This is a genomic window from Nonomuraea sp. NPDC049637 (assembly GCF_040675235.1).
In the GTDB taxonomy this organism is placed as follows: Bacteria; Actinomycetota; Actinomycetes; order Streptosporangiales; family Streptosporangiaceae; genus Nonomuraea.
Genome location: NZ_JBFAOM010000004.1, coordinates 37957 through 57523, shown reverse-complemented (window position 1 = coordinate 57523; position 19567 = coordinate 37957). Strand labels below are relative to the sequence as shown.

21 protein-coding genes are annotated in these 19567 nt (G+C 74.8%); 9 read left to right on the top strand and 12 right to left on the bottom strand.

Translation table 11 applies throughout. The features are described 5' to 3' along the window. Nucleotides 1–30: 30 nt before the first annotated feature. Together AB0J71_RS07050 and AB0J71_RS07045 are read right to left on the bottom strand one after the other, a co-directional pair. A complete protein-coding gene (locus tag AB0J71_RS07050) occupies nt 31–1077 on the bottom strand; it encodes a methyltransferase (protein ID WP_352325954.1) in 1047 nt (348 codons plus the stop codon). Nucleotides 1078–1209: 132 nt separating this feature from the next. Continuing rightward, nucleotides 1210–2133 (bottom strand): hypothetical protein, encoded by a 924-nt coding sequence (locus AB0J71_RS07045; RefSeq protein WP_364413198.1) that lies wholly within the window; start codon nt 2131–2133, stop codon nt 1210–1212. Nucleotides 2134–2297: 164 nt separating this feature from the next. On the opposite strand from AB0J71_RS07045, the gene AB0J71_RS07040 reads away from it, so the two are divergent. Further along, nucleotides 2298–2912: a peptide deformylase gene (locus tag AB0J71_RS07040; RefSeq protein ID WP_352325950.1), complete on the top strand. Its 615-nt coding sequence runs from the start codon at nt 2298–2300 to the stop codon at nt 2910–2912. Between the two features lie 37 nt (nt 2913–2949). Here AB0J71_RS07040 and lexA read toward each other — a convergent pair whose 3' ends face one another. Together lexA and AB0J71_RS07030 are read right to left on the bottom strand one after the other, a co-directional pair. Then, complete coding sequence (gene lexA / locus AB0J71_RS07035; RefSeq protein WP_364413196.1) at nt 2950–3609, bottom strand: transcriptional repressor LexA; 660 nt, start codon at nt 3607–3609, stop codon at nt 2950–2952. Beyond that, the gene (locus tag AB0J71_RS07030; protein ID WP_364413194.1) at nt 3606–4427 is read right to left on the bottom strand and encodes a CPBP family intramembrane glutamic endopeptidase; all 822 of its coding nucleotides are present in this window, start codon (nt 4425–4427) and stop codon (nt 3606–3608) included. Before AB0J71_RS07030 ends, lexA begins: the two co-directional genes overlap by 4 nt. A gap of 219 nt (nt 4428–4646) precedes the next feature. Between AB0J71_RS07030 and AB0J71_RS07025 the strand changes: the two genes are divergently transcribed. Then, the gene (locus AB0J71_RS07025; RefSeq protein WP_364413192.1) at nt 4647–5621 is read left to right on the top strand and encodes an EamA family transporter; all 975 of its coding nucleotides are present in this window, start codon (nt 4647–4649) and stop codon (nt 5619–5621) included. A 91-nt stretch (nt 5622–5712) separates the two neighbouring features. Next, entirely contained in the window at nt 5713–7062 is a 1350-nt protein-coding gene (locus AB0J71_RS07020; RefSeq protein WP_352325945.1) for a S8 family serine peptidase, read from the top strand. A gap of 71 nt (nt 7063–7133) precedes the next feature. Here AB0J71_RS07020 and AB0J71_RS07015 read toward each other — a convergent pair whose 3' ends face one another. The 4 genes from AB0J71_RS07015 to AB0J71_RS07000 all read right to left on the bottom strand — a co-directional run bounded on the left by AB0J71_RS07015 (nt 7134) and on the right by AB0J71_RS07000 (nt 10608). Further along, nucleotides 7134–7856, bottom strand: coding sequence for a hypothetical protein (locus tag AB0J71_RS07015; RefSeq protein ID WP_364413190.1), 723 nt, complete (start codon nt 7854–7856; stop codon nt 7134–7136). 86 nt (nt 7857–7942) lie between these two features. Continuing rightward, nucleotides 7943–8980, bottom strand: coding sequence for a helix-turn-helix transcriptional regulator (locus tag AB0J71_RS07010; protein WP_364413188.1), 1038 nt, complete (start codon nt 8978–8980; stop codon nt 7943–7945). Nucleotides 8981–9040: 60 nt separating this feature from the next. After that, nucleotides 9041–9913 carry an aldo/keto reductase gene (locus AB0J71_RS07005; RefSeq protein ID WP_364413186.1) on the bottom strand — a complete coding sequence of 291 codons (873 nt, stop codon included), beginning with the start codon at nt 9911–9913 and terminating at the stop codon, nt 9041–9043. Continuing rightward, complete coding sequence (locus AB0J71_RS07000; protein ID WP_364413184.1) at nt 9910–10608, bottom strand: NAD-dependent epimerase/dehydratase family protein; 699 nt, start codon at nt 10606–10608, stop codon at nt 9910–9912. Before AB0J71_RS07000 ends, AB0J71_RS07005 begins: the two co-directional genes overlap by 4 nt. A 71-nt stretch (nt 10609–10679) precedes the next feature. Between AB0J71_RS07000 and AB0J71_RS06995 the strand changes: the two genes are divergently transcribed. Both AB0J71_RS06995 and AB0J71_RS06990 read left to right on the top strand, forming a co-directional pair. Then, nucleotides 10680–11609 (top strand): LysR family transcriptional regulator, encoded by a 930-nt coding sequence (locus tag AB0J71_RS06995; RefSeq protein WP_352329114.1) that lies wholly within the window; start codon nt 10680–10682, stop codon nt 11607–11609. 50 nt (nt 11610–11659) lie between these two features. Beyond that, nucleotides 11660–12121, top strand: coding sequence for a VOC family protein (locus AB0J71_RS06990; protein ID WP_352329116.1), 462 nt, complete (start codon nt 11660–11662; stop codon nt 12119–12121). 2 nt (nt 12122–12123) lie between these two features. Here AB0J71_RS06990 and AB0J71_RS06985 read toward each other — a convergent pair whose 3' ends face one another. Continuing rightward, complete coding sequence (locus tag AB0J71_RS06985) at nt 12124–12462, bottom strand: hypothetical protein (RefSeq protein ID WP_364413182.1); 339 nt, start codon at nt 12460–12462, stop codon at nt 12124–12126. Next, the gene (locus AB0J71_RS06980; RefSeq protein WP_364413180.1) at nt 12420–12566 is read right to left on the bottom strand and encodes a hypothetical protein; all 147 of its coding nucleotides are present in this window, start codon (nt 12564–12566) and stop codon (nt 12420–12422) included. Before AB0J71_RS06980 ends, AB0J71_RS06985 begins: the two co-directional genes overlap by 43 nt. A gap of 86 nt (nt 12567–12652) precedes the next feature. Between AB0J71_RS06980 and AB0J71_RS06975 the strand changes: the two genes are divergently transcribed. After that, a complete protein-coding gene (locus AB0J71_RS06975) occupies nt 12653–13294 on the top strand; it encodes a 4a-hydroxytetrahydrobiopterin dehydratase (RefSeq protein WP_352329122.1) in 642 nt (213 codons plus the stop codon). Between the two features lie 49 nt (nt 13295–13343). Here the strand turns inward: AB0J71_RS06975 and AB0J71_RS06970 are convergent, their stop codons facing one another. Together AB0J71_RS06970 and AB0J71_RS06965 are read right to left on the bottom strand one after the other, a co-directional pair. Beyond that, complete coding sequence (locus AB0J71_RS06970; protein ID WP_364413178.1) at nt 13344–14402, bottom strand: cobalamin-dependent protein; 1059 nt, start codon at nt 14400–14402, stop codon at nt 13344–13346. Next, the gene (locus tag AB0J71_RS06965) at nt 14399–16039 is read right to left on the bottom strand and encodes a PP2C family protein-serine/threonine phosphatase (protein ID WP_364413176.1); all 1641 of its coding nucleotides are present in this window, start codon (nt 16037–16039) and stop codon (nt 14399–14401) included. Before AB0J71_RS06965 ends, AB0J71_RS06970 begins: the two co-directional genes overlap by 4 nt. A gap of 237 nt (nt 16040–16276) precedes the next feature. On the opposite strand from AB0J71_RS06965, the gene AB0J71_RS06960 reads away from it, so the two are divergent. The 3 genes from AB0J71_RS06960 to AB0J71_RS06950 all read left to right on the top strand — a co-directional run bounded on the left by AB0J71_RS06960 (nt 16277) and on the right by AB0J71_RS06950 (nt 19532). Then, the gene (locus AB0J71_RS06960; RefSeq protein WP_352326305.1) at nt 16277–17635 is read left to right on the top strand and encodes a potassium transporter TrkG; all 1359 of its coding nucleotides are present in this window, start codon (nt 16277–16279) and stop codon (nt 17633–17635) included. Beyond that, the gene (locus tag AB0J71_RS06955; protein WP_352326306.1) at nt 17628–18290 is read left to right on the top strand and encodes a TrkA family potassium uptake protein; all 663 of its coding nucleotides are present in this window, start codon (nt 17628–17630) and stop codon (nt 18288–18290) included. Before AB0J71_RS06960 ends, AB0J71_RS06955 begins: the two co-directional genes overlap by 8 nt. 114 nt (nt 18291–18404) lie before the next feature. Next, nucleotides 18405–19532: a M20 family metallopeptidase gene (locus tag AB0J71_RS06950; RefSeq protein WP_364413174.1), complete on the top strand. Its 1128-nt coding sequence runs from the start codon at nt 18405–18407 to the stop codon at nt 19530–19532. The last annotated feature ends 35 nt before the right edge of the window (nt 19533–19567 follow it).

Below are 19567 nucleotides of genomic sequence, written 5' to 3'. Positions count from 1 at the left end.
CACGCGCGACCCCGCCGGAGGAGAGCCCGCTCAGCCGCTTCGGGGGACGCAGTCGAGGACGACGTTGCCCAGCGGGGTGTGCCGCACCCCGGCCACGTCGAGCCCGGCCGCGTCGGCGAGCGCGGTGTGGTCGGCGACGGTGCGCTCCCGGCCGCCGCTGATCACGAGCATGCGCAGGTCCATCTCGGCGAACATGGCCGGGTCGTCGCCGGCGCCGCCCCGGGACTCGATCACCACGACCCGTCCGCGCGGCCCGGCCGCGTCGGCGCAGCGCCGCAGGACGCGCTCGGCGTCGGCGTCGTCCCAGTCGTGGATCACGCGTCTGAGCACGTAGACGTCGCCGCCCGGGGGCAGCGGCTCGAAGAAGCTCTGGCCGGCGAACGTGCACCGCCCGTCCAGCCCGAGCCCGGTCAGGTACCGCCGGCCCCGCTCCAGCGTGTCCGGCAGGTCGACGAGTGTGGCCCGCAGCTCCGGGTGGGCCCTCAGCATCTCGGCGATCAGCGCGCCGGTGCCGCCGCCGACGTCGACCACGTGCCGTACGCCGGACCAGTCGTACCCCTCGGCCGCGTCGGTGAGGTCGTCGGCGCCCGCGGCCATCAGGGCGTCGAACGACTCGCCGACCTGCCGGTGAGCGGCGAGATGGTGCCAGATCGGGGCGCCGTGGACGCTCTCCCACGCGGGCCGCCCGGTGCGGACGGTGTGCAGCAGGCCGGTGAGCGCGACGTCCATCTGCCCGCCGAAGCCGTCGAGGTCGAGCCGGTCGCGCATCATGGAGGGGTGGCCGGAGGCCAGCAGCGCGGCGGGCTCGTTGACCGCGAACACGCCGGGCTCCCGTTCGGCGTAGACGCCGTGGCAGGCGAGGTGGCGCAGCAGCCGGCCCAAGGCGTCGGCGTCGGCGCCCGTCCTGCGGGCCAGCTCCTCGACGGACAGCTCGGCGCCGCCCATCAGATCGGTCAGGCGCAGGGTGGCCGCGACGCGTACGGCCATCGGGGTGACCATGTCCGTGACGGGGGCCAGCACCTCCCACGCCGCCTGCCACGCCGTCGGGTGGACGGTCTCGTCGCCGGTTCCTGTCACGGCCGCACGCCCCCTTCTCCCAAAGGATCAAGGCTCGCCCGCAACCTACCACGCGCCCCCCGCCCCTTCCCGCGCGCGAACCTCAGCCGGTCCCGCGCGCGAACCCCGGCGCGGGGCCGCCTCCGGGGTGCGTCAGCCCAGGAGCCTGGAGAACAGGGCTCCCAGACCGAGACCGTCCAGGAGCGACGTCGGCCGGTCCCGCTCGGTGGCCGCCGCCGACAGGGGCACGTCGGCAGCGGGGCAGGCCGCCGACGGCCGGCCGGTCAGGAAGTCCAGCGTCCTTCTGACGCCGAGCGCGTCGAGCAGCGACATCCGGGACGACGCGGTCGTGACCGACATGCCGTCGTCGCCGGTGCGGATGGTCGAGGTGCCGTCGGTGAGGCACGTCTCGGGCCGGTTGACCAGCGCTTCGAGCACCGCCGTGGCTCCCGCGGCGTCCAGCAGGGACGACGGCTCCGCCGCGGCCGACGAGCCGGCCTCCGGCCGCCCGGTCTCCCACCAGCCGGTCTCGGCCGCGCCGCTGTCCGACGAGCCGACGTCCGACGTACCGGGGGCCGATGTGCCGGGGGCCGACGTGCCGACGTCCGACGTGCCGGGGGCCGGGGCGCAGTCCAGGGCGGCGGCGACGAGCGGCTCCAGGATCCGCCGGGCCAGGGTGTCGCCGTCCGCCGCGGTCGGCCGGGCCTCCTCCGTGCCGCTGTTCGGCCTGCTCACCCCGATCTCCTGCTCGACGTCGAGCAGGAAGGCGTCGAGCACGCCGGGGAACTCGGCGGCCTCGGCGAACGACGCGTCCGCCGTACGCGGGAGCGCCCCCGGCCGGTCCGCCGACCGGTCTGCTGGGCGGTCTGCTGGGCGGACGAGACCCTGCAGGAACGTCCGCACGGCCGAGGTGTCGAGCAGCGTGCTCGCCCTGACCGAGGGCCCGCCGGTGATCTCGAGCCGGGCGGCGACGCACGGAGCGGCGGCTCTGCTGCCGTCCTCGGCCGCCGCCGGGCCCGCCGCCGTCAGCAGGCCCGTCGCGGCCAGGCCGAGGACGGCGATCGTTCTCTTGCACATGGGTGTCTCCCTGCGACGTTACGTGATCATCCGCAGCGATCATTACCCATTGCAGTGGATCAACTACTCTATGAATGTTTCTAGCCCTCTTTACCCGCCGAAACCGGGTCACCGCGCATGCTCTACCGTCTGCTGAGCGAGCGACGTCGAGCGGAAGGACCCCCATGAGCCCCCTGAACGGCACCGGCCCGAGCGCCGAGGAGCTGACCGAGCGCGTGCACGCCCTGCTCGCCTCCCCCAGGCCCTGGTCGATCACCCAGATCGGCGACCCCGTGCTGCGCCGGACCGCCGAGCCGTACGACGGCCAGCTCTCCGACGCCCTCCTGCGCGAGCTGCTCGACGCGATGTTCCGGCACCTGCCGGGCGTGGGGGTGGGCCTGGCCGCGCCGCAGGTCGGCATCCCGCTGGCGCTGGCGGTCATCGAGGACCCGGCCGAGCTGCCGCCCGACCTGGCTGCCGAGCGCGAACGTGTTCCGCAGCCGCCGCTGGAGCTGGTCAACCCCGTCGTGACGCCCGTCGGCCCCGGCTTCCGGGCGTTCTACGAGGGATGCCTCAGCGTGGAGGGGCTGACCGCCGTCGTCCCGAGGCACGCGCGGGTGCGGCTGTCTGCCCTCGACGGGGACGGCCGCCCGTACGAGAAGGAGCTGTCCGGCTGGCCGGCCCGCATCGCCCAGCACGAGACCGACCACCTGAACGGCACGATCTACCTCGACCGCGCCGACCTCCGCTCGTTGTCGACCACCGCCAACCACGAACGTCTCCTGACCCCCCGCCCCTGACGCCGCCGGTCACACGCCGCCGGTCACACGCCGCCGGTCACACGCTGCGGATCACCGAGACCACGATCCCCAGCACCACGGCGCGGTCACCGTCGATGACGTCGTAGCGGGGGTTGCGCGGTTCGAGCAGGACGTGCCCGTCGCGCCGCCGGTAGACCTTCACGGTGGCCTCGCCGTCGATCATGGCGGCGACGATCTGCCCCGAGTGCGCCTCCGGCTGCTGCCGCACCACCACGATGTCGCCGTCGCAGATGGCCGCGTCGACCATCGAGTCGCCGCGTACCCGCAGGCCGAACACGGTGCCGCGGCCGGTGAGGTCGCGGGGCAGGGTCAGGGTGTCGTCGAGGTGCTCGTCGGCCAGGATGGGCGTGCCCGCGGCGATGTCGCCGACCACGGGGACGCTCACCAGCTCGGCGGGCGGCTCGGCCGACGGCGGCCGCAGGAACAGGCGCACGTCGATCGGGCGGGTCATCGCCGCGCCGCGGTTGAGGAAGCCCTGCTCCTCCAGGCTCCTCAGGTGCTTCGAGACCGACGACGGCGAGCGCAGCCCCACCGCCTGGGCCAGCTCGCGGGTGCTCGGCGGGTATCTGTGTCTGACCACCCAGTCGCGGATCGCGGCCAGGATCCGCTGCTGTCGTTGCGGCAGGGCCGAGACGTTCAGGTGCTCGAACGTGTCATGGTCGTCGTAGGTGGTCACAGAGGAATGCTAGAGGCCGGGCGGCCGGAGCGGTGGCGGCCGCCGGCGGAACGGGCGATCCCGGCCGCGAGGGCGCAGGCCGCCGTGCCCGCCAGGACGAACAGCCCGGTGTCGCCGGCCAGGTACTCGGCCACCACCACGGGCCGGTCGGTGATGACGGCGTGCTCCAGCAGCAGGGCGAACGTCGCGTTGTGCGCGAAGTGGGCCAGCACGGCCGGCCACACGCTGCCGGACATGACCCGCAGGTAGCCGAAGAGGAACGAGAACGCGATGACCGACGCGCCGAACAGCGGCAGCACGACGGCCCGCGCCCCTTCGGCGTGGTAATACGGCGTGAACAGGACGTACGGCAGATGCCAGGCGATCCACACCACCCCGACGACGAGCATGGACGTGCGCTCCCCCAGCCGGGCGAGCCGGGGCTGCAGGTAGCCCCGCCAGCCGATCTCCTCGGCGAAGGCCAGGATCGGCCCGGTGACGAGCACGGCCGCCACCGACTGCGCCCAGTCGCCCCGCGGCGCGGTGAACCGTCCGAACCCCAGGACGACCGCGCCCGCCGTGGCCAGCAGGCACACCCCGGCGGTGGCGGCGACGGCGGCCGGCCAGACGCGCAGCCCGGCCCGGCCCAGGCCGAGGCGGCGCAGCCCGTCCCTGGAGTATCCCTCCCGGGTGACGACGAACAGCAGCACCAGCACGGTGAGCAGCGGCGACAGGGCCAGGACGAGCCCCTCGGCGACGCGCGCGGTGCCCGCCGAGACGGCGAGCACGAGCACGATGTAGACGATCGACGTGACGCGGTCGTCGAGCTGTCGGAACACGGGCGGACCTTCCTCCGGGGGTGGGCCCCGCCAAGTGTTCAGGACCCCGCTCCCGGCGCCCATCGGCCGAAGATCCGAATCGCCGCCCCGCCTCTGGCACCTGGGGACTACGACCACCGGCTGAGGGCCGGTAATCGCGTTGCGCCCGCGCCGGGGCGCGTGTCAGGGTCGTGGCTTCCCGGCAAGTGGTGACAGTGATGACGGCTCTGGTGGTGCGGTATGAGGTATGCGGGGCTCGCGCTCGCGTTCGGGTCCTCGGCGTGTTTCGCGTTCTCGGGGCCGATGGCCAGGTACCTCGTCGCGGCCGGGCTGACGCCGATCGAGGCCGTGTGGGCGCGGATGGCGGCGGCCGGGCTGCTGCTGCTGGGCGTGCTGGCCGCGGTCAGGCCCGCGGCGTTGCGCATCCCGCGGGCCAGGTGGCCGTTCTTCGCGCTGTACGCGGTCGTCGCGGTGGCCGGGGTGCAGTCGCTGTACTTCGCGGCGATCACGCGCCTGCCCGTGGGGGTCGCCCTGCTGCTGGTCTACATGGCCCCGGTCATGGTGGCGGCCTGGGTGCGGCTGGTCCGCAAGGTCCGGCTCCCCCGGGCGGCCTACGCCGGGGCGCTCGTCGCCCTGGCCGGCCTCGGGATCGTCGCCGAGGTCTGGCACGACCTGCGGCTGGACGCGCTGGGCCTGGCCCTCGGCCTGCTGGCCGCGGCCTGCTCCGCCGGATACTTCCTGATGAACGACAGCTTCGGGGACGACGTCGACCCGCTCGGGCTGGTCGCCTGGGGCATGGCGGGCGCGGCCGTGGCGCTGGTCCCGCTCGCCCGCCCGTGGGCCCTGCGGTGGGAGGCGTTCACGACGTCCGCCACTCCCGCGCCCGGCGCCCTGACGCTGCCCGTGCCGGTGGCCTTCGCGTGGATGGTGGCGGTCGCCAGCGTGGTGGCCTACATCCTGGGGGTGAACGCGGTGCGGCGGTTGTCGGCCGCCGTGGGCGCCACGGTGGCGTCGCTGGAGGTCATCGGCGGGGCGCTGGCGGCCTGGGGGGTGCTCGGCGAGGGCCTGGGCGGGCCGCAGATCGCGGGCGGCGTGATCGTGTTGTCCGGCGCGCTCCTCGCCCGGACCGCGACCCGCCGCACACGTCCCCGGGCGACAGGGCCCACGAGCCTGGACGGCGACAAAGAGGTGACCTCGGGAGCAATGAAGTGCTGACACTACTGTAAGTAGTTAATTCACTACAAGGGGTATTTACAAGGGGAAGCAACGACTGTCCCATCCCCGTCCCGAGGAAGGAGGTGGAGCCTTGCGTGTCCTGATCCAGCTCCGCCCCGCCCGTGAAACCGTCGAAGCCGTCCTCGACCCCGGCGTGACCGCCACGGTCGCCGACGTGGCAGGAGACCTGCCGGGAATCGTCCTGGACCAGGCGTTCGCCCCGCTGGCCCTGCCGCGCGCCCTGCCCGCCTCGCCTTCGGGCGGCCTGCTGTCGTCGATCAACCGGCCGCTGGGCTTCTCCCTGTCGGCCGAGCACGCCAGCGTGCTCGTGCGCGGCGAGCTCTCCGACGACGACCTGCCGTCCAGGCTGGCGTTGTTGTCGTCGTCCGTGCGCGAGGTCGTCGGCGTGTTCGCCGACCCGTCCATCCATCCCCACCTGACCTGCGCCGACACCGGCCCGGTCGGCGACTGGCACGACGTCGAACGACTGCTGCGCACCTCCGACCTGCGCGCGGCCGGCTACGACGGCCACGGCGTCAACCTGGCGGTCGTGGACGGCGGCGTCAACGCCGACCACGTGAGCACCAAGCTCGGCCGCCAGGTCACCCTCGACGCCGGGCACAGCTGGGCCCCGCCCGGCGTCACGCCCACGCCGGGGCGCTACCCGGTGGAGCACGGCAGCCTGTGCGCCTTCAACACCCAGCTCGCCGCCCCGCGCTCGACGCTGCTCGACATCGCCGTCCTGCAGAGCAGGAAGGGCACGACAGAGGGCCTGCTGTCCGACGCCGTGGCCGCCTACACCCACCTGCGCGGACTCCTGGAGGCCATGCCGGCCGAGTCCCGCTCGCTGGTCGTCAGCAACAGCTGGGGCCTGTACAACCCGCAGCAGGACTTCCCGCCCGGCCACCCCGGCAACTACTCCGACAACCCGATGCACCCGTTCAACGTCATGATCTCGAATCTGGAGCACGCCGGGGCCGACATCGTGTTCGCGGCGGGCAACTGCGGACGCGACTGCCCGGCGGCGAGCTGCGGGTTCACCGACATCGTGGGCGGCAACGGCCATCCGAAGGTGGTCACGGTGGCCGGGGTCGACACCCGCGGCGAGCGCGTCGGCTACTCCTCGCAGGGGCCGGCCCGGCTGGGCGACCACAAGCCCGACCTGGCCGCCTACACCCACTACGCCGGCTCCGAGGCGAGCGGCCCCGGCACGCCCGACACCGGCACCTCCACCTCCTGCCCCGTGGTGGCCGGCGTCATCGCCGCGCTGCGCACCCGCCACCCGTCCACCAAGTTGTCGCCCGCGCAGCTTCGCACGCTGCTCAACCGCACCGCCGAGGACCGCAGCACGGTCGGCTTCGACCACGACTACGGGTACGGCATCGTCAACCCCGCCGGCGTCCTGGCCGCGCTCCGCTCGCACCGCACCCGGGCCGCCTGAACCGCGACGGCGCCGCGCACCCGTGGGTACGCGGCGCCGCCGTCCGCCGGGGAGGGCCGGTGGACGAAGGGTCAGCCGTGGTTCCAGACCGAGGAGATCCGGTCGTTCCACCCGCTGGGGACGAGGTTGGGGATGTCGGAGAAGGGCGGCACGATCAGCGAGCTGCCGCCGAAGTTGATGTGCTCGTAGTAGCGGACCGTGCAGTTCGTGCCGCCCATGGAGCTGATGACGTCGTTCCAGTCGTGCAGGTGCAGCGGGCCGTGGTGGACGTCGGTCAGGTCGTTGTAGGCCTGGCGGGCCGGGCACCAGAACCAGTCGCCGGCGTACTCGACGTGCTCGAACATCTGCACCTCGCCCCGCGTGGCCGGGCGCGGGTCGCGCAGCAGCGCCGCGGCCCACAGCGCGCCGTTGACCGCGGTGTCGTCGGTGACCGCCGTCAGGCGCTCGGGGTGGTAGAGGTAGGTCAGCGGGCGGCCGTCGAACCGGGTCAGGTCCGCCGGGTCGTGCTCGACGCCGTCCACGACCACCGCCATGGCGGGCGCGGGGTGGGTGATGGGCGCGTTGGCGAGCGCTGCGGTGGCCCGGGGCCGGGCCAGGGCGCGGGCGGGGTCCGCCGGAACGGGCTTGGCCGAGCGCGGCGCCCTGACCGCCTTGGCGACGAGCTGCTCCAGCGTGGTGATGTCGTGGTCGCGCAGGAGGGCCAGCACGTCGGCCTCCTCCAGGCCCCCGACGTGGTCGGAGAAGTCCAGGAAGCGCTCGACCTGGCGGCGGGCGGGGGTTGAGATCTGGGTCACGGGTGCCTCCCCTGGTAGTGCTGCGTACTTCCTCATGGTCGGGCGGGGCGGCGGCGCGGGCAGCCCCCCAGTGTTGGGGATGGCGTTCAGGCGGTGAAGGCGGCCATGAGCTCGTCCCGGCCGCTCGCGCCGGTCTTGCGGAAGACCGCTTTGAGGTGGTCGTGCACGGTGTGTCCGGACAGGTCGAGCAGCCGGGCGATCTGCTTCGGCGCGGCTCCGGCGCACAGCAGGTCGAGGACGCCGCGTTCGCGCGGAGTGAGGGCGTACCAGTCGCAGAACGAGGGCAGCAGCAGGCCGCCGGTCGCCGCCTGGATCACCACGGCCACCTCGCCCGTGCCGTCCAGCGCCTGGCCCTCGACGGCGAGCCAGCGGCCGTACCGGGCCGCCGGGGCGCAGATGATCGGCCGGCCGGCGTCCGCGCCGCGCGCGTGCTCGGCGGCGTCGGCGGCCAGGGCCGTGACGAACGTGTCGGCCAGCCAGGCGTGCACGCCGTGCCGGTCGGGGCGGCGCAGCCGGTCGAGCCACGCCCGGGCCTGCGGCGTCACGGCGCGGACGCCGCGGTCGGGGCCGACGACGATCACCCCGGCGGGCAGGGCGGGCGCGGTGGGGGCGAGCGGGGCGGCGGTGACGTACCTGCGCAGCGCGGCCATCAGAGCGGGGGCGAGCAGCGTGGCCCTGCGCAGGTCGTCCCCGGTGAACGGCGCGGCGTCGCAGGCGCGGACCAGCCCGAGCAGGCCCCACACGCCGCCGCGCCCGTCACGCAGCAGCAGCCGCAGCTCGCAGGAGGCGCCGCAGGCCGCGAACGCCCGCCGCGCCCCCTCCTCGGCGCCGGCCACCGCGACCGGCACCCGCAGCCGGGCCAGCGACGCGGGCCGGCACGGGTCGCCGTGGGCGCGGCGGTGGGCGAGCAGGGAGAGGGCCAGCTCGCGTTCGTAGCGGTGCCAGAAGCTGAACGAGCCCTGCCCGAGCCCGGTCGCCGGGCTGGTCCCGACCAGCCGCAGTGCGTCGTGCGGCAGCAGCGGGGCGATGGCGGCGGACACGGCGGCGCCGACGTGCTCGGCCGCGACGCCCCGGTCCATCAGGGTGCGCACCTCGTGGACCACGCGGTCCTGGCATGAGCTCACGCGGCCAGGTCAGCACGCCGCGGGCCCGCCCGGCAAGCACAGGGTAGTCGTTCGGATACGTCAGGTCACATTCAGCCGCCGCAGCTCGCCCTCGGTGAGCTGCAGGGCCGTCGCCTCCGCCGACGCGCGCACCGACTCCGGCCGGGTGGCGCCCGGGATGGGGACGACGTGCTCGGAGTGGGCAAGGTGCCAGGCCAGGCAGACCTGCTGCGGGGTGACGCCGCGCTCCTCGGCCACCTCGTGGAAGGGGGTGCGGGGCGGGGCGGCGCCTGGGCCGTCCAGGGCGCTGCGGGCGATGCCGCCGAGGGGGCTCCACGGCAGGAAGGCGATGCCCAGGCGGTCGCACAGCCGCAGCTCGGGCAGGCTGTCGCGGTGCCGGGGGCTGTAGCGGTTCTGCACCGAGACCAGGGAGTCGCCCAGGACGGCCCTGGCCTCGTGGATCTGCTCGCAGGTCACGTTGGAGACGCCGGCCGCGCGGACGAGGCCGGCGTCGAGGAGGTCGCGCAGCGCGCCCACCGACTCCGCCCACGGGACGTCCGGGTCGGGCTTGTGCAGCTGGTAGAGGCCGATCGCCTCGACGCGCAGGCGGCGCAGGGAGCCCTCGCAGGCGGCCCGGAGGTGAGCGGGACGGCCGTCGACCGTCCAGGAGCCGTCGCCGGGACGGCCGCGGCCGCCCTTCGTGGCGACCAGCACGCCGGAGGCGTCGCCGGACCATGTGGCCAGGGCCTCGGCGACGAGCTCCTCGTTGTGGCCGCGCTCGCCGGCGTGCCAGTGGTAGGAGTCGGCCGTGTCGATCAGGGTGAGGCCGGCGTCGAGGGCGGCGTGCACGGTGGCGATCGCGCGGGCGCGGTCCGGACGGCCCTCGATGGACAGCGGCATGGCGCCCAGGCCGACGGCGCCGACCTCGGCGGTTCCGATGCGGCGGGTGATCATGGTCGGTCAGCCTTCCGGGAGGAGGTCGGCGACGGCTCGCCGCCGGTCACCACGCGGTGGACGGGGGCCGGCGAGCCGGTCGCGGCGGCGATGGGCGCGCACAGGCCGGTGACGGTCAGCGTGTCGCGGGAGGCGGCGTTGAGCGCGCCGGTGACGTCGGTGCCCGTCGCCGTCCAGTGCAGGAACGCGGCGATCTCCGCGTGGTGGACGAACGACGTGGGGGCCGGATCGCGGTGCACGGCGACCGGCAGCCCGGCGCGTACGCGGTCCACGTAGTGGCGCAGCCGTCCGGTGAAGTCGGCGTCCCCGCCGCCCAGCACGTGGGCGCTGCGCACGGCGAGGAACGGGAAGGCCGGGTCCCTGGCGAACACGGCCTCTGCCTGGCGTTTGCCCTCCGCGTACGCGGCCGCCTCGCCGAGCAGCCGGGACAGGGCGCCCGCGAACACCCGGCGGGCGGCGTCGGCGTGCGAGGGCGTGTAGCAGACCTGGTCCACGACGGCGTCGAAGGTCCGGCCGCCCAGGGCGCGGGCGAGCGCCGCCGCGTCCGCCCGGTCGGCGACTACGTGCTCGGCCCCGGGCGGCGACGCGGCCGAGCCCCGGTTGACCACGGTCACGCGGTCCCCGCCGGCCAGCAGCAGGCGGATCAGGCGGCGGCCGAAGTAGCGGTTGCCGCCGATGACGCAGATGTGTCGCATGCGGCCAAGACTGGCCGGACGGAGTCAGCAGTGGTAGTGGTGACTTGCTGGCCTCGTGTTAAGGAGAACTGTTGATCGACGCCCACCGGCTCAGGGTGCTGCGGGAGGTGGCCGCGCACGGCAGCTTCAACCGGGCGGCGGCCGCGATGCTGCTCACGCCGTCCGCCGTCTCGCAGCAGATCGCCGCGCTGGAACGGCAGCTCGGCACCCCGGTCGTCACCCGCAGCACCCGCGGCGTGGTCCTCACCGAGCCGGGCCGGCTGCTGGTGGAGACGGCCGAGACGATCGCGGCGGAGCTGCGGCACGCCCGGGAGCGGATCGACGAGCTGGCCTCGGGGCGCCGGCGGCTGACCGTGGCCACCTTCACCAGCGGCGGCCGCGCGCTGCTGCCCGGCGTGCTGGCGCGGTTCGTCGCCGCCCATCCCGAGGTCGCGACGAACGTGGTCGAGCGGGAGCCGGAGGACAGCCTGCCGCTGGTCCGGCGCGGCGAGGCGGACCTGGCGATCGCCTACCACTTCGACGGGCCGCTGCCGGTGCTGCCCGGCGACCGTACGGGGCTGGCCTGGACGCCGCTGGCCGAGGACCCGCTGTCGGTGACGCTGCCGGCCGCCCATCCGCTGGCCGGCCGGGCGTCGCTGGACCTGACCGAGCTGGCCGAGCAGCCATGGGTGATCGGCTGCTCCAAGACGGAGGCGTTCCTGCGCGGGTACGCCGCCGCGGCCGGGTTCGAGCTGCGGGTCACCGGCTCCACCACCGACTACCACCTGGCGCAGGCGCTCACCGCGGCCGGGCTGGGCGTCAGCCTGGTGCCGTCCATCTGCCTGGCGCGCGACACGCCCGGCCTGGCCGTCGTGCCGCTGAACCCGCCGCGCCCGGCCCGCTACCTCGGGGTCGCCACCGCCCCGCGGCGCGACCACCCGCTGGTGCCGACGCTGGTCGAGTGGCTGCGCGAGGAGGCGGCGGCACTGGGACGGCAGCGGACCGATCCTGTCCGCCGGTGATGTCACAGTGTTCCCGGTAACCTCTTCCGCCACCGAACGGAGCGATTCCTATGAGCCGCCAGGTCCAGATCACCTTCGACGCCCACGATCCCAAGGCGCTGTCGACCTTCTGGCGTGAGGCGCTGGGCTACGTCCACCCCGGCCCGCCCGGGGTGGAGCTGCCGCAGGGCGCCGACCCGCTGGCCGCCTGGGACGACTTCCTGGCCAGGGTGGGCGTCCCCGAGGAGGAGCGCGACGCCCGGTCGGCCATCGAGGACCCCGACGGCCGGGGGCCCCGGGTGTTCTTCCAGCGGGTGCCGGAGGGCCGGACCGCCAAGAACCGGGTGCACCTCGACGTCCGGGCGGCTCCCGGGCTGCGCGGCGAGGAGCGCATGGCGGCGCTGGAGGCCGAGTGCGAGCGGCTGGCCGGGCTGGGCGCGACGCGGGTGCGGCGGCACGAGCCCGAGCCGCCGTTCGCCGCCGGCCACATCGTGATGACCGACCCCGAGGGCAACGAGTTCTGCCTCGACTAGCGTCAGTCGTCGGCACACCTGCACGGCACGATGACCAGCGTGCCCGCTTCGATGTGGGTCACCTTCTTCGAGCCGAGGCAGAAGCGGCAGCCGAGCATCTGGGCGATCCACGGGTCCGACCACACCTGGTGCCGCCAGGCCGGCGGCGGCCCGTCCGGGGGCGGTTCCGCGCCGCGCTCGGCGGGCTCGTCGTCGCCCCCCACCTGGCCGAGGCCGCCACAGAACGTGCAGGTGAGAAACAGCTCGCCGAGCTGCACGCCGCGGCGCCCCTGGCATTCGGGGCAGGTGATCGGGTCCGTCACCTGCGGCCGGTCCCGCTGCAGGACTCGCACGACACCCATGTGGACTGCTTCCTCGAGTCGCCGTTCTGGTTGATCCACTCCCCGCCGGCGCCCATGCAGATGCCGCACACCGGACGCTCTTCCTGCTCGTTGTCGTTCGCCATACTGCGCACGGTAGCCGAGCGTGCGCGGACTGTCTGCCGCCTGCCGGATCAGGTCGGACTCGGCCGGGTGCTGCGAGAATGGCCGCATGGCCAAGCTGACCGGACTGCAGATCGCACAGGAAGGGCCGGCGGGGTGGGCGTACCTGCTCGGCAGCCTGCACACCCGCCTCCACACCGGCACGTTCGCGGCCGGGCTCGCGCTCGTCGACGCCATCGGGGCGGTGGCCGAGGAGATGGACCACCATCCCGACCTCGACCTGCGCTACACCCATGTCGACGTGCGGCTGTCCAGCCACGACGCGGGCGGCGTCACCGAGCGCGACGTGCGGCTGGCGCGCGCGGTCTCGACGCTCGCCGCCGACGCCGGGGTGCGCCTCGACCCGGCGTCGGTCTCCGTGCTCGAACTCGGCCTCGACACCCCCGCGCGGGACACGGTCCGGCCGTTCTGGGCGGCGGTGCTGGCGATGTCCGCCGACGACCGGGGCGACCTGCAGGACCCGGCCGGCGCGCTGCCCGGCGTGTGGTTCCAGCCGTCCGGCGACGAGGAGCCCCGCCAGCGCTGGCATCTCGACGTGTGGGTGGAGCCCGCGCAGGTCCAGCCCCGGATCGACGCGGCGCTGGCGGCGGGCGGGCGGCTGGTGCACACCGACGAGGCGCCGCGGTTCTGGGTGCTGGCCGACCCCGAGGGCAACCACGCCTGCCTGTGCACCTGGCAGGAGCGCGACTGAGCCGCGGCGGCGGTCAGCGGGGGCGCCCGTCGGGCAGCCCGGCCCGTGGTCAGCGGGGCCCGTCGGGCAGTCCGGCCCGTGCCTGGGCCAGCAGCTCGCGGGTGCGCGGCAGGCCGGCCAGGCGGGCGGCCAGCGCGTCCAGCGTGACGGCCAGCACCCGGGCCGGCACGCCGCGCGCCGTCAGCACGTGCGCCATCCAGCTGACGAAGGACGTGAACAGGCCGGGGTCGTCCACGTAGGCGGCGGCCTTGAGGTAGTCGACGACGTAGGCGACGTCCTCGGCGGTGTGGCCGGTCGGCTCCTCGCCCTCGGTGACCGGCACGTGCTCGTCCAGCTCCTGCATGACGCCTCTGACCAGCTCGGGGGCCCGGTCGGTGAGCGCCGTGTACTCGGGGCCGGCCAGGTGCGGCGGCCAGCCCGGGCTCAGCCCGGTCGCGGCCCGGCGCGGCGGCCCGGCGTCGAGCAGGTCGGCGGCGGCCCGCGCGTCGGGCGCCCAGGCGTCGGCCCCGAGCAGGCGGGCGTAGCGGCCGTCGGGCCCGAAGGCAGCGCCGCCCACGAGCACGGGCGCGCCCGCCGCCTGGCAGGCGCTGATGGCCGCGTGCGCGGCGGGCAGCCGGGTGGCGATCGACCCGGACAGCGCGACCGCGGCGGGCGCGGTCCTGTGCACGTGCACGACCAGGTGCGCGGTCGGTACGTGCGCCCCCAGGTAGTCCACCTGCCAGCCGCGCAGCCGGAGCACCTCGGCCAGCAGCCGGGCCGGGAAGGTGTGCCACTCGCCGTCCACGCACGCCACGCTCACCCGCCCCCTGGCCGGCCCGGTACGGTGACCGCGCGCGGCCGGCTCGTGGGCCAGCACGGCCAGCACCCGCTCGTGGACGGCGGTCGCCGTGTGCTCCTGGGCCACGGTGAGCCGGTTGGCCGCCCAGTCCAGGCCCACGCGGGCCTGCGCGACGGCGACGACGTCCAGGAGCATGGTCTCCAGGGGCACGCCGGCGTCGAGACCGGCCCGCGCGGCGTCGATCGCGGCGTACTCGTCGCCGGACGTCGCCGCCGTCCGCAGCGCCTCGACGCAGCGCTCGATCTCGTCCCGCGGACCGGAGGCGCTCACGCCGGAAGACCTCCGTCCGGGCCGTCCGGGCCGTCGGGGACGTCGGGGGCATCGGGGGCGTCGGGGCCGTCGGGGCCGTCGGCGCCGTCGGGGGCCTCGCGCGGCGCGCCGATGGCGACGATGGCGATGTCGTCGCGCTCCCGTTCGCCCGCCCACTGGGAGGCGAGCATCTGGACGCGTTCGGCCAGCGCCGCGGCCGGCATGCCGACGCACTGCCGCAGCTCCTCGCGCAGCCGGTCGTCGCCGAACATCTCGTCGCCCAGCGGGCCGCCCCTGGCCTCGATGACGCCGTCGCTGTAGAGCAGGCACGTCTCGCCGGGGGCCAGGAGCACCGTCTCGGTGACGCTGGTGATCTGGTCGAGCAGGCCGATCAGGGTGCCGCGGGTGCGGGCGTCCTCCACCCGGCCGTCGTTGCGGACGATCATCGGCGGCGGATGGCCGGCGCTGGTCAGCCGCAGCTCCAGCCGGTGGCCGCGGCGCTCGACCCCGGCCAGCACCAGCGTGACGTAACGCGGGCTGGACCCGGCGAGCAGCACCTCGTTGAGCCGTTCCAGCACGCGCTGGTGGTCGTCGGCCAGCGGCAGCAGCGCGCGCAGCGTGTTGCGGATCTTGCCGGTCAGGACGGCGGCCTCCAGCCCCTTGCCGGAGACGTCGCCGAGCACCACCAGGGCCGCCCCGCCCGATCCGGCGACCGGGTGCACGTCGTAGAAGTCCCCGCCGACCAGCGCGCCGTGGCCCGCCGCCCGGTAGCGGGCCGCCACGTCGGCGACGTCGAGGTACGGCGTCATCGGCGGCAGCAGGTCGGCCATCAGCGTCTCGGCGATGGCCCCCTGCTCGGCGTACACGCGGGCGATGGAGATCGCGGTGCCGGCCCGGGCCACGAACAGCCGGGCGAACACCTCTTCCGCCGCGGAGAAGCCCTCCGTGGAGCGCAGCAGGATCAGCGCGCCCGCGGGCAGGCCGTAGCCGGGCAGCGAGATCACCGCCACGGACCGCGTGTCGTCCCGCCCCTCGCCCAGCACCCAGCCGGGCGCCCGCCCGGGGTCCACCCAGCGGGCGGGCACCGGCGGGAAGGCCCGCAGCGCCGCGGCCAGCCCCGGCATGGAGCGCGGATCGATGTCCAGGTTCCGGCGCACGGCCTGTCCGCCGGCCTCGTGGTAGGCGACCTCGAAGCGGCGCGGGCCCAGCGGCACGACGACCCGGGCGGCCTGGGCGAGGTGCTTCACGGCCAGGCGGGCGACCGCCTCCAGGCAGCGGTCGAGGTTGAGCGAGGACAGCAGCTCGGTGGCCGCCGCCACCATGGACGCGGCCGAGTCCCGCTCGGCCCGCAGCACCTCCATGGCCTGCTCCCGCGCGCTGACGTCGACCAGCCACCAGGTGACCCGGTCGCGCCCGGCGCGCACGGGATGAGCCTCGAAGACCCGCTCCCCGACCGGCCCCCGCGCGGGCTCGGGCATGCTCCCGGCGGCGGGCGACGCGGCCAGGCGGGCGCACAGGTCGTGGTGGGCGCGGGCCAGCCAGTCCGGCGCGATCCGCCGCGCGTCGCCCAGCAACGACCGGGCGGCGGCGTTCGCCCGCTCGACGGCGCCCGACGCGTCGGCGACCAGCATCGGGTACGGCGTCTCCTCCCCCAGCATGCCGATCGCGCCCCGTTCGTGAACACCTACGAGATTTTCACTCTACTGACGTGACCTGCACGGCTTTCCCGACGCCGAATCGTCTTTGTCGCATTTTTAGCCGCGTGACCTTCGCGGCACGCCCCCGGCCCCCGGCCGCGGACGCGTGTGCCGGAGCGGTGGCCGGGTGGTCTACCGTCTGATCGTGCTCGCCTCACACCATGTCCCCCGCCCGGCCGCGCACGGCGGGGGCACGCCATGAGAAACCTGCGGCTGACGGGCGCCTTCCTGTCCCGGTTCCACCATCCGGCGCAGGTCATCGCGACCGGGTTCGCGGCCCTCATCCTGACCGGCACGGCCCTGCTGACCTCGCCCATGGCCACGGCCACGGGCGAGTCGGCCGGCTGGCTGACCGCGCTGTTCACCGCGACGTCCGCGGCCTGCGTGACCGGCCTGGTCGTGGTGGACACCGCCACCCACTGGTCGGTGGCCGGGGAGGTGGTGATCGCCCTGCTGGCCCAGGTGGGCGGGCTGGGCATCATGACGATGGCGACGCTGTTCACCGTCCTGGTCGCGGGCCGGCTGGGGCTGCGCGCCCGCATGTTCGCCCAGGCCGAGACCAAGACGCTGAGCATGTCCGACGTCCGGCGCGTGGTGCGCAACGTGGTCATCTTCAGCCTGGTCTCCGAGCTGATCGTCGGCGCCGTGCTCACCGTGCGCTTCGTCACGGGCTACGGCGAGCCGCTGGGCCGGGCGATGTACCTGGGCTGGTTCCACGCGGTGTCGGCGTTCAACAACGCCGGGTTCGCGCTGTGGCCGGACAACCTGATGCGCTTCGTCACCGACGCGTGGATCTGCCTCCCGATCGCGATCGCGGTGATCGTGGGCGGGCTGGGCTTCCCGGTGGTGTTCGAGCTGGCCCGCGCCTGGCGCCGGCCCAGCCGCTGGTCGGTGCTCACCCGGGTCACCGTCGGGGTGACGCTCGTCCTGCTCGCGGTGGGGACGCTGGTCTTCCTGGTGACCGAGTGGCGCAACCCCAGGACGCTCGGCGGGCTCGACGACTCCGGCAAGCTGCTGGCCGCGTTCTTCACCGGGGTCATGCCGCGGTCGGGCGGGTTCAACAGCCTCGACATCGGCCAGCTCTACCCGAGCAGCCTGCTCGCCACCGACCTGCTGATGTTCATCGGCGGCGGCAGCGCCGGCACGGCGGGCGGCATCAAGGTCACCACGTTCGGGCTGCTGGCGTTCATCATCTGGGCCGAGCTGCGGGGCGAGCCGCGGGTGAACATCGGCCACCGGCGCCTGGCCGAGTCCGCGCAGCGCCAGGTCATCTCGATCACCATGATCGGCGTCGTGCTGGTCGCCGTCTCCACCTACCTGCTGCTCGCCATCACGCCCCACAGCCTGGACCAGGTGCTGTTCGAGGTGGTCTCGGCGTTCGGCACGAACGGGCTGTCCACCGGCATCACCGCCGACGCCACGCCCGCCGGGCACCTGCTGCTGGCGGCGCTGATGTTCATCGGGCGCATCGGCCCGCTCACGCTGGGTTCCGCGCTCGCCCTGAAGGAGCGCACCCGTCGCTACGAACTACCCGAGGAACGTGTCATCGTTGGCTGACAAGAAGACAGACCCCGTCGTGGTCATCGGCCTGGGCCGGTTCGGCACCTCGCTCGCCCTGGAGCTCACCCGGCGCGGCACCGAGGTCCTGGCCATCGACAACCGGCCGAAGGTCGCCCAGAGCCTGGCCGGGCAGATCACGCACATCGCCACCGCCGACTCCACCGACCTGGAGACGCTGCGCCAGCTCGGCGTGCCCGACTTCTACCGGGCGGTGGTGGCCATCGGCGGCGACCTGGAGGCCAGCATCCTGACCACGTCGCTGCTGATCGAGCTGGAGATCGACGACATCTGGGCCAAGGCCGTCAGCCGCCAGCACGGCCGGATCCTCGGGCGCATCGGCGCTCATCACGTCGTCTTCCCCGAGCACGACATGGGCGAGCGGGTGGCCCACATGGTGACCGGCCGGATGCTGGACTTCATGCAGGTGGACGAGAACTTCGCGATGGCCAAGACCCGGCCGCCCAAGGAGTACATCGGGGTGCCGCTCGGCCGGTCCAACCTGCGCCGCAAGCACGGCGTCACCGTGGTGGCGGTCAAGAGCGCGGAGGAGGAGTTCACCTACGCCGGCTCCGACACCGAGCTGGGGTACGGCGACGTGATCATCGTCTCCGGCCGCACCGAGGACGTCGAACGCTTCGCCGACCTCACCTAGTCCGGCGGTCGTCGGCGGGGCCCAACGGGGCGGGCCGATGTTGGCCGGGGCGACAGGCCCGTCCGCGTCGTGGTTGACGAGGATGGGCGGTCCGTCCGACCGGAGGCAGCCACCATGACACCACGCCGTACCCCGTCCGACCGGGCCCGCGAGGCCGCGATGAGCGCCGACATCGAGCGGCTCGTACGCTGCGAGTCGCCGTCCGGCGACCTGGCCGCGGTCGCCCGCAGCGCCACGGCGGTCGCCGAGCTGGGCGCCGCCCACCTGGGGGCCGCGGCCGAGCGGATCGTCATCGACGGGCGCACCCACCTGCGGTGGCGGTTCGGCGGCGAGCCGCGCGTGCTGCTGCTCGGCCACCACGACACGGTGTGGCCGGTCGGCTCGCTGGAGCGGCACCCGTTCGAGGTGCGCGACGGGGTGCTGCGCGGGCCGGGCTGCTTCGACATGAAGGCCGGGCTGGTGATGGCCTTCCACGCGCTGGCGGCGCTGGAGGACCTGGACGGCGTGACCGTCCTGGTCACCGGCGACGAGGAGCCCGGGTCGCCCACTTCGCGGCGGCTGGTCGAGGACGAGGCGCGCGGCTGCGCGGCGGCGCTGGTCCTGGAGGCCGCCGGTCCCGGCGGGGCGCTCAAGACCGAGCGCAAGGGCGTCTCCCGGTACGAGGTGCTGGTGCGGGGCCGGGCCGCGCACGCCGGGCTGGAGCCCGAACGCGGCGTGAACGCGACGGTCGAGGTGACCCACCAGGTCGCGGCCGTGGCGGCGCTGGCCGATCCCGCGCTGGGCACCACCGTCACCCCGACCCGCCTGGAGTCGGGCACCACGGTCAACACGGTGCCCGCGCGGGCCCGCTTCGACGTGGACGTCCGGGTCAGGGACGCCCGCGAGCAGGACCGGGTGGACGCGGCGATGCGCGGGCTGCGGCCGGTGCTGCCCGGCGCGGGCGTCACGGTCGGCGGCGGGCCGAACCGGCCGCCGCTTCCGGCCTCGGCGTCGAAGGAGCTGTTCGAGCGGGCGTGCCGGCTCGCCGACGCCCTCGGGATCGGGCCGCTGACCTCGGTCGCCGTGGGCGGGGCCTCCGACGGCAACTTCACCGCGGGGACGGGCACCCCCACCCTGGACGGCCTGGGCGCGGTCGGCGGCGGCGCGCACGCCGACGACGAGCACGTGCTGGTCGCGCAGCTGCCGGGCCGCACCCGGCTGCTGACGGCCCTGGTCGCCGACCTGCTGGCCACGACGCGGTGACCGCCGCTCGCAGGGACGCTGTTGTCCGGGCGGAC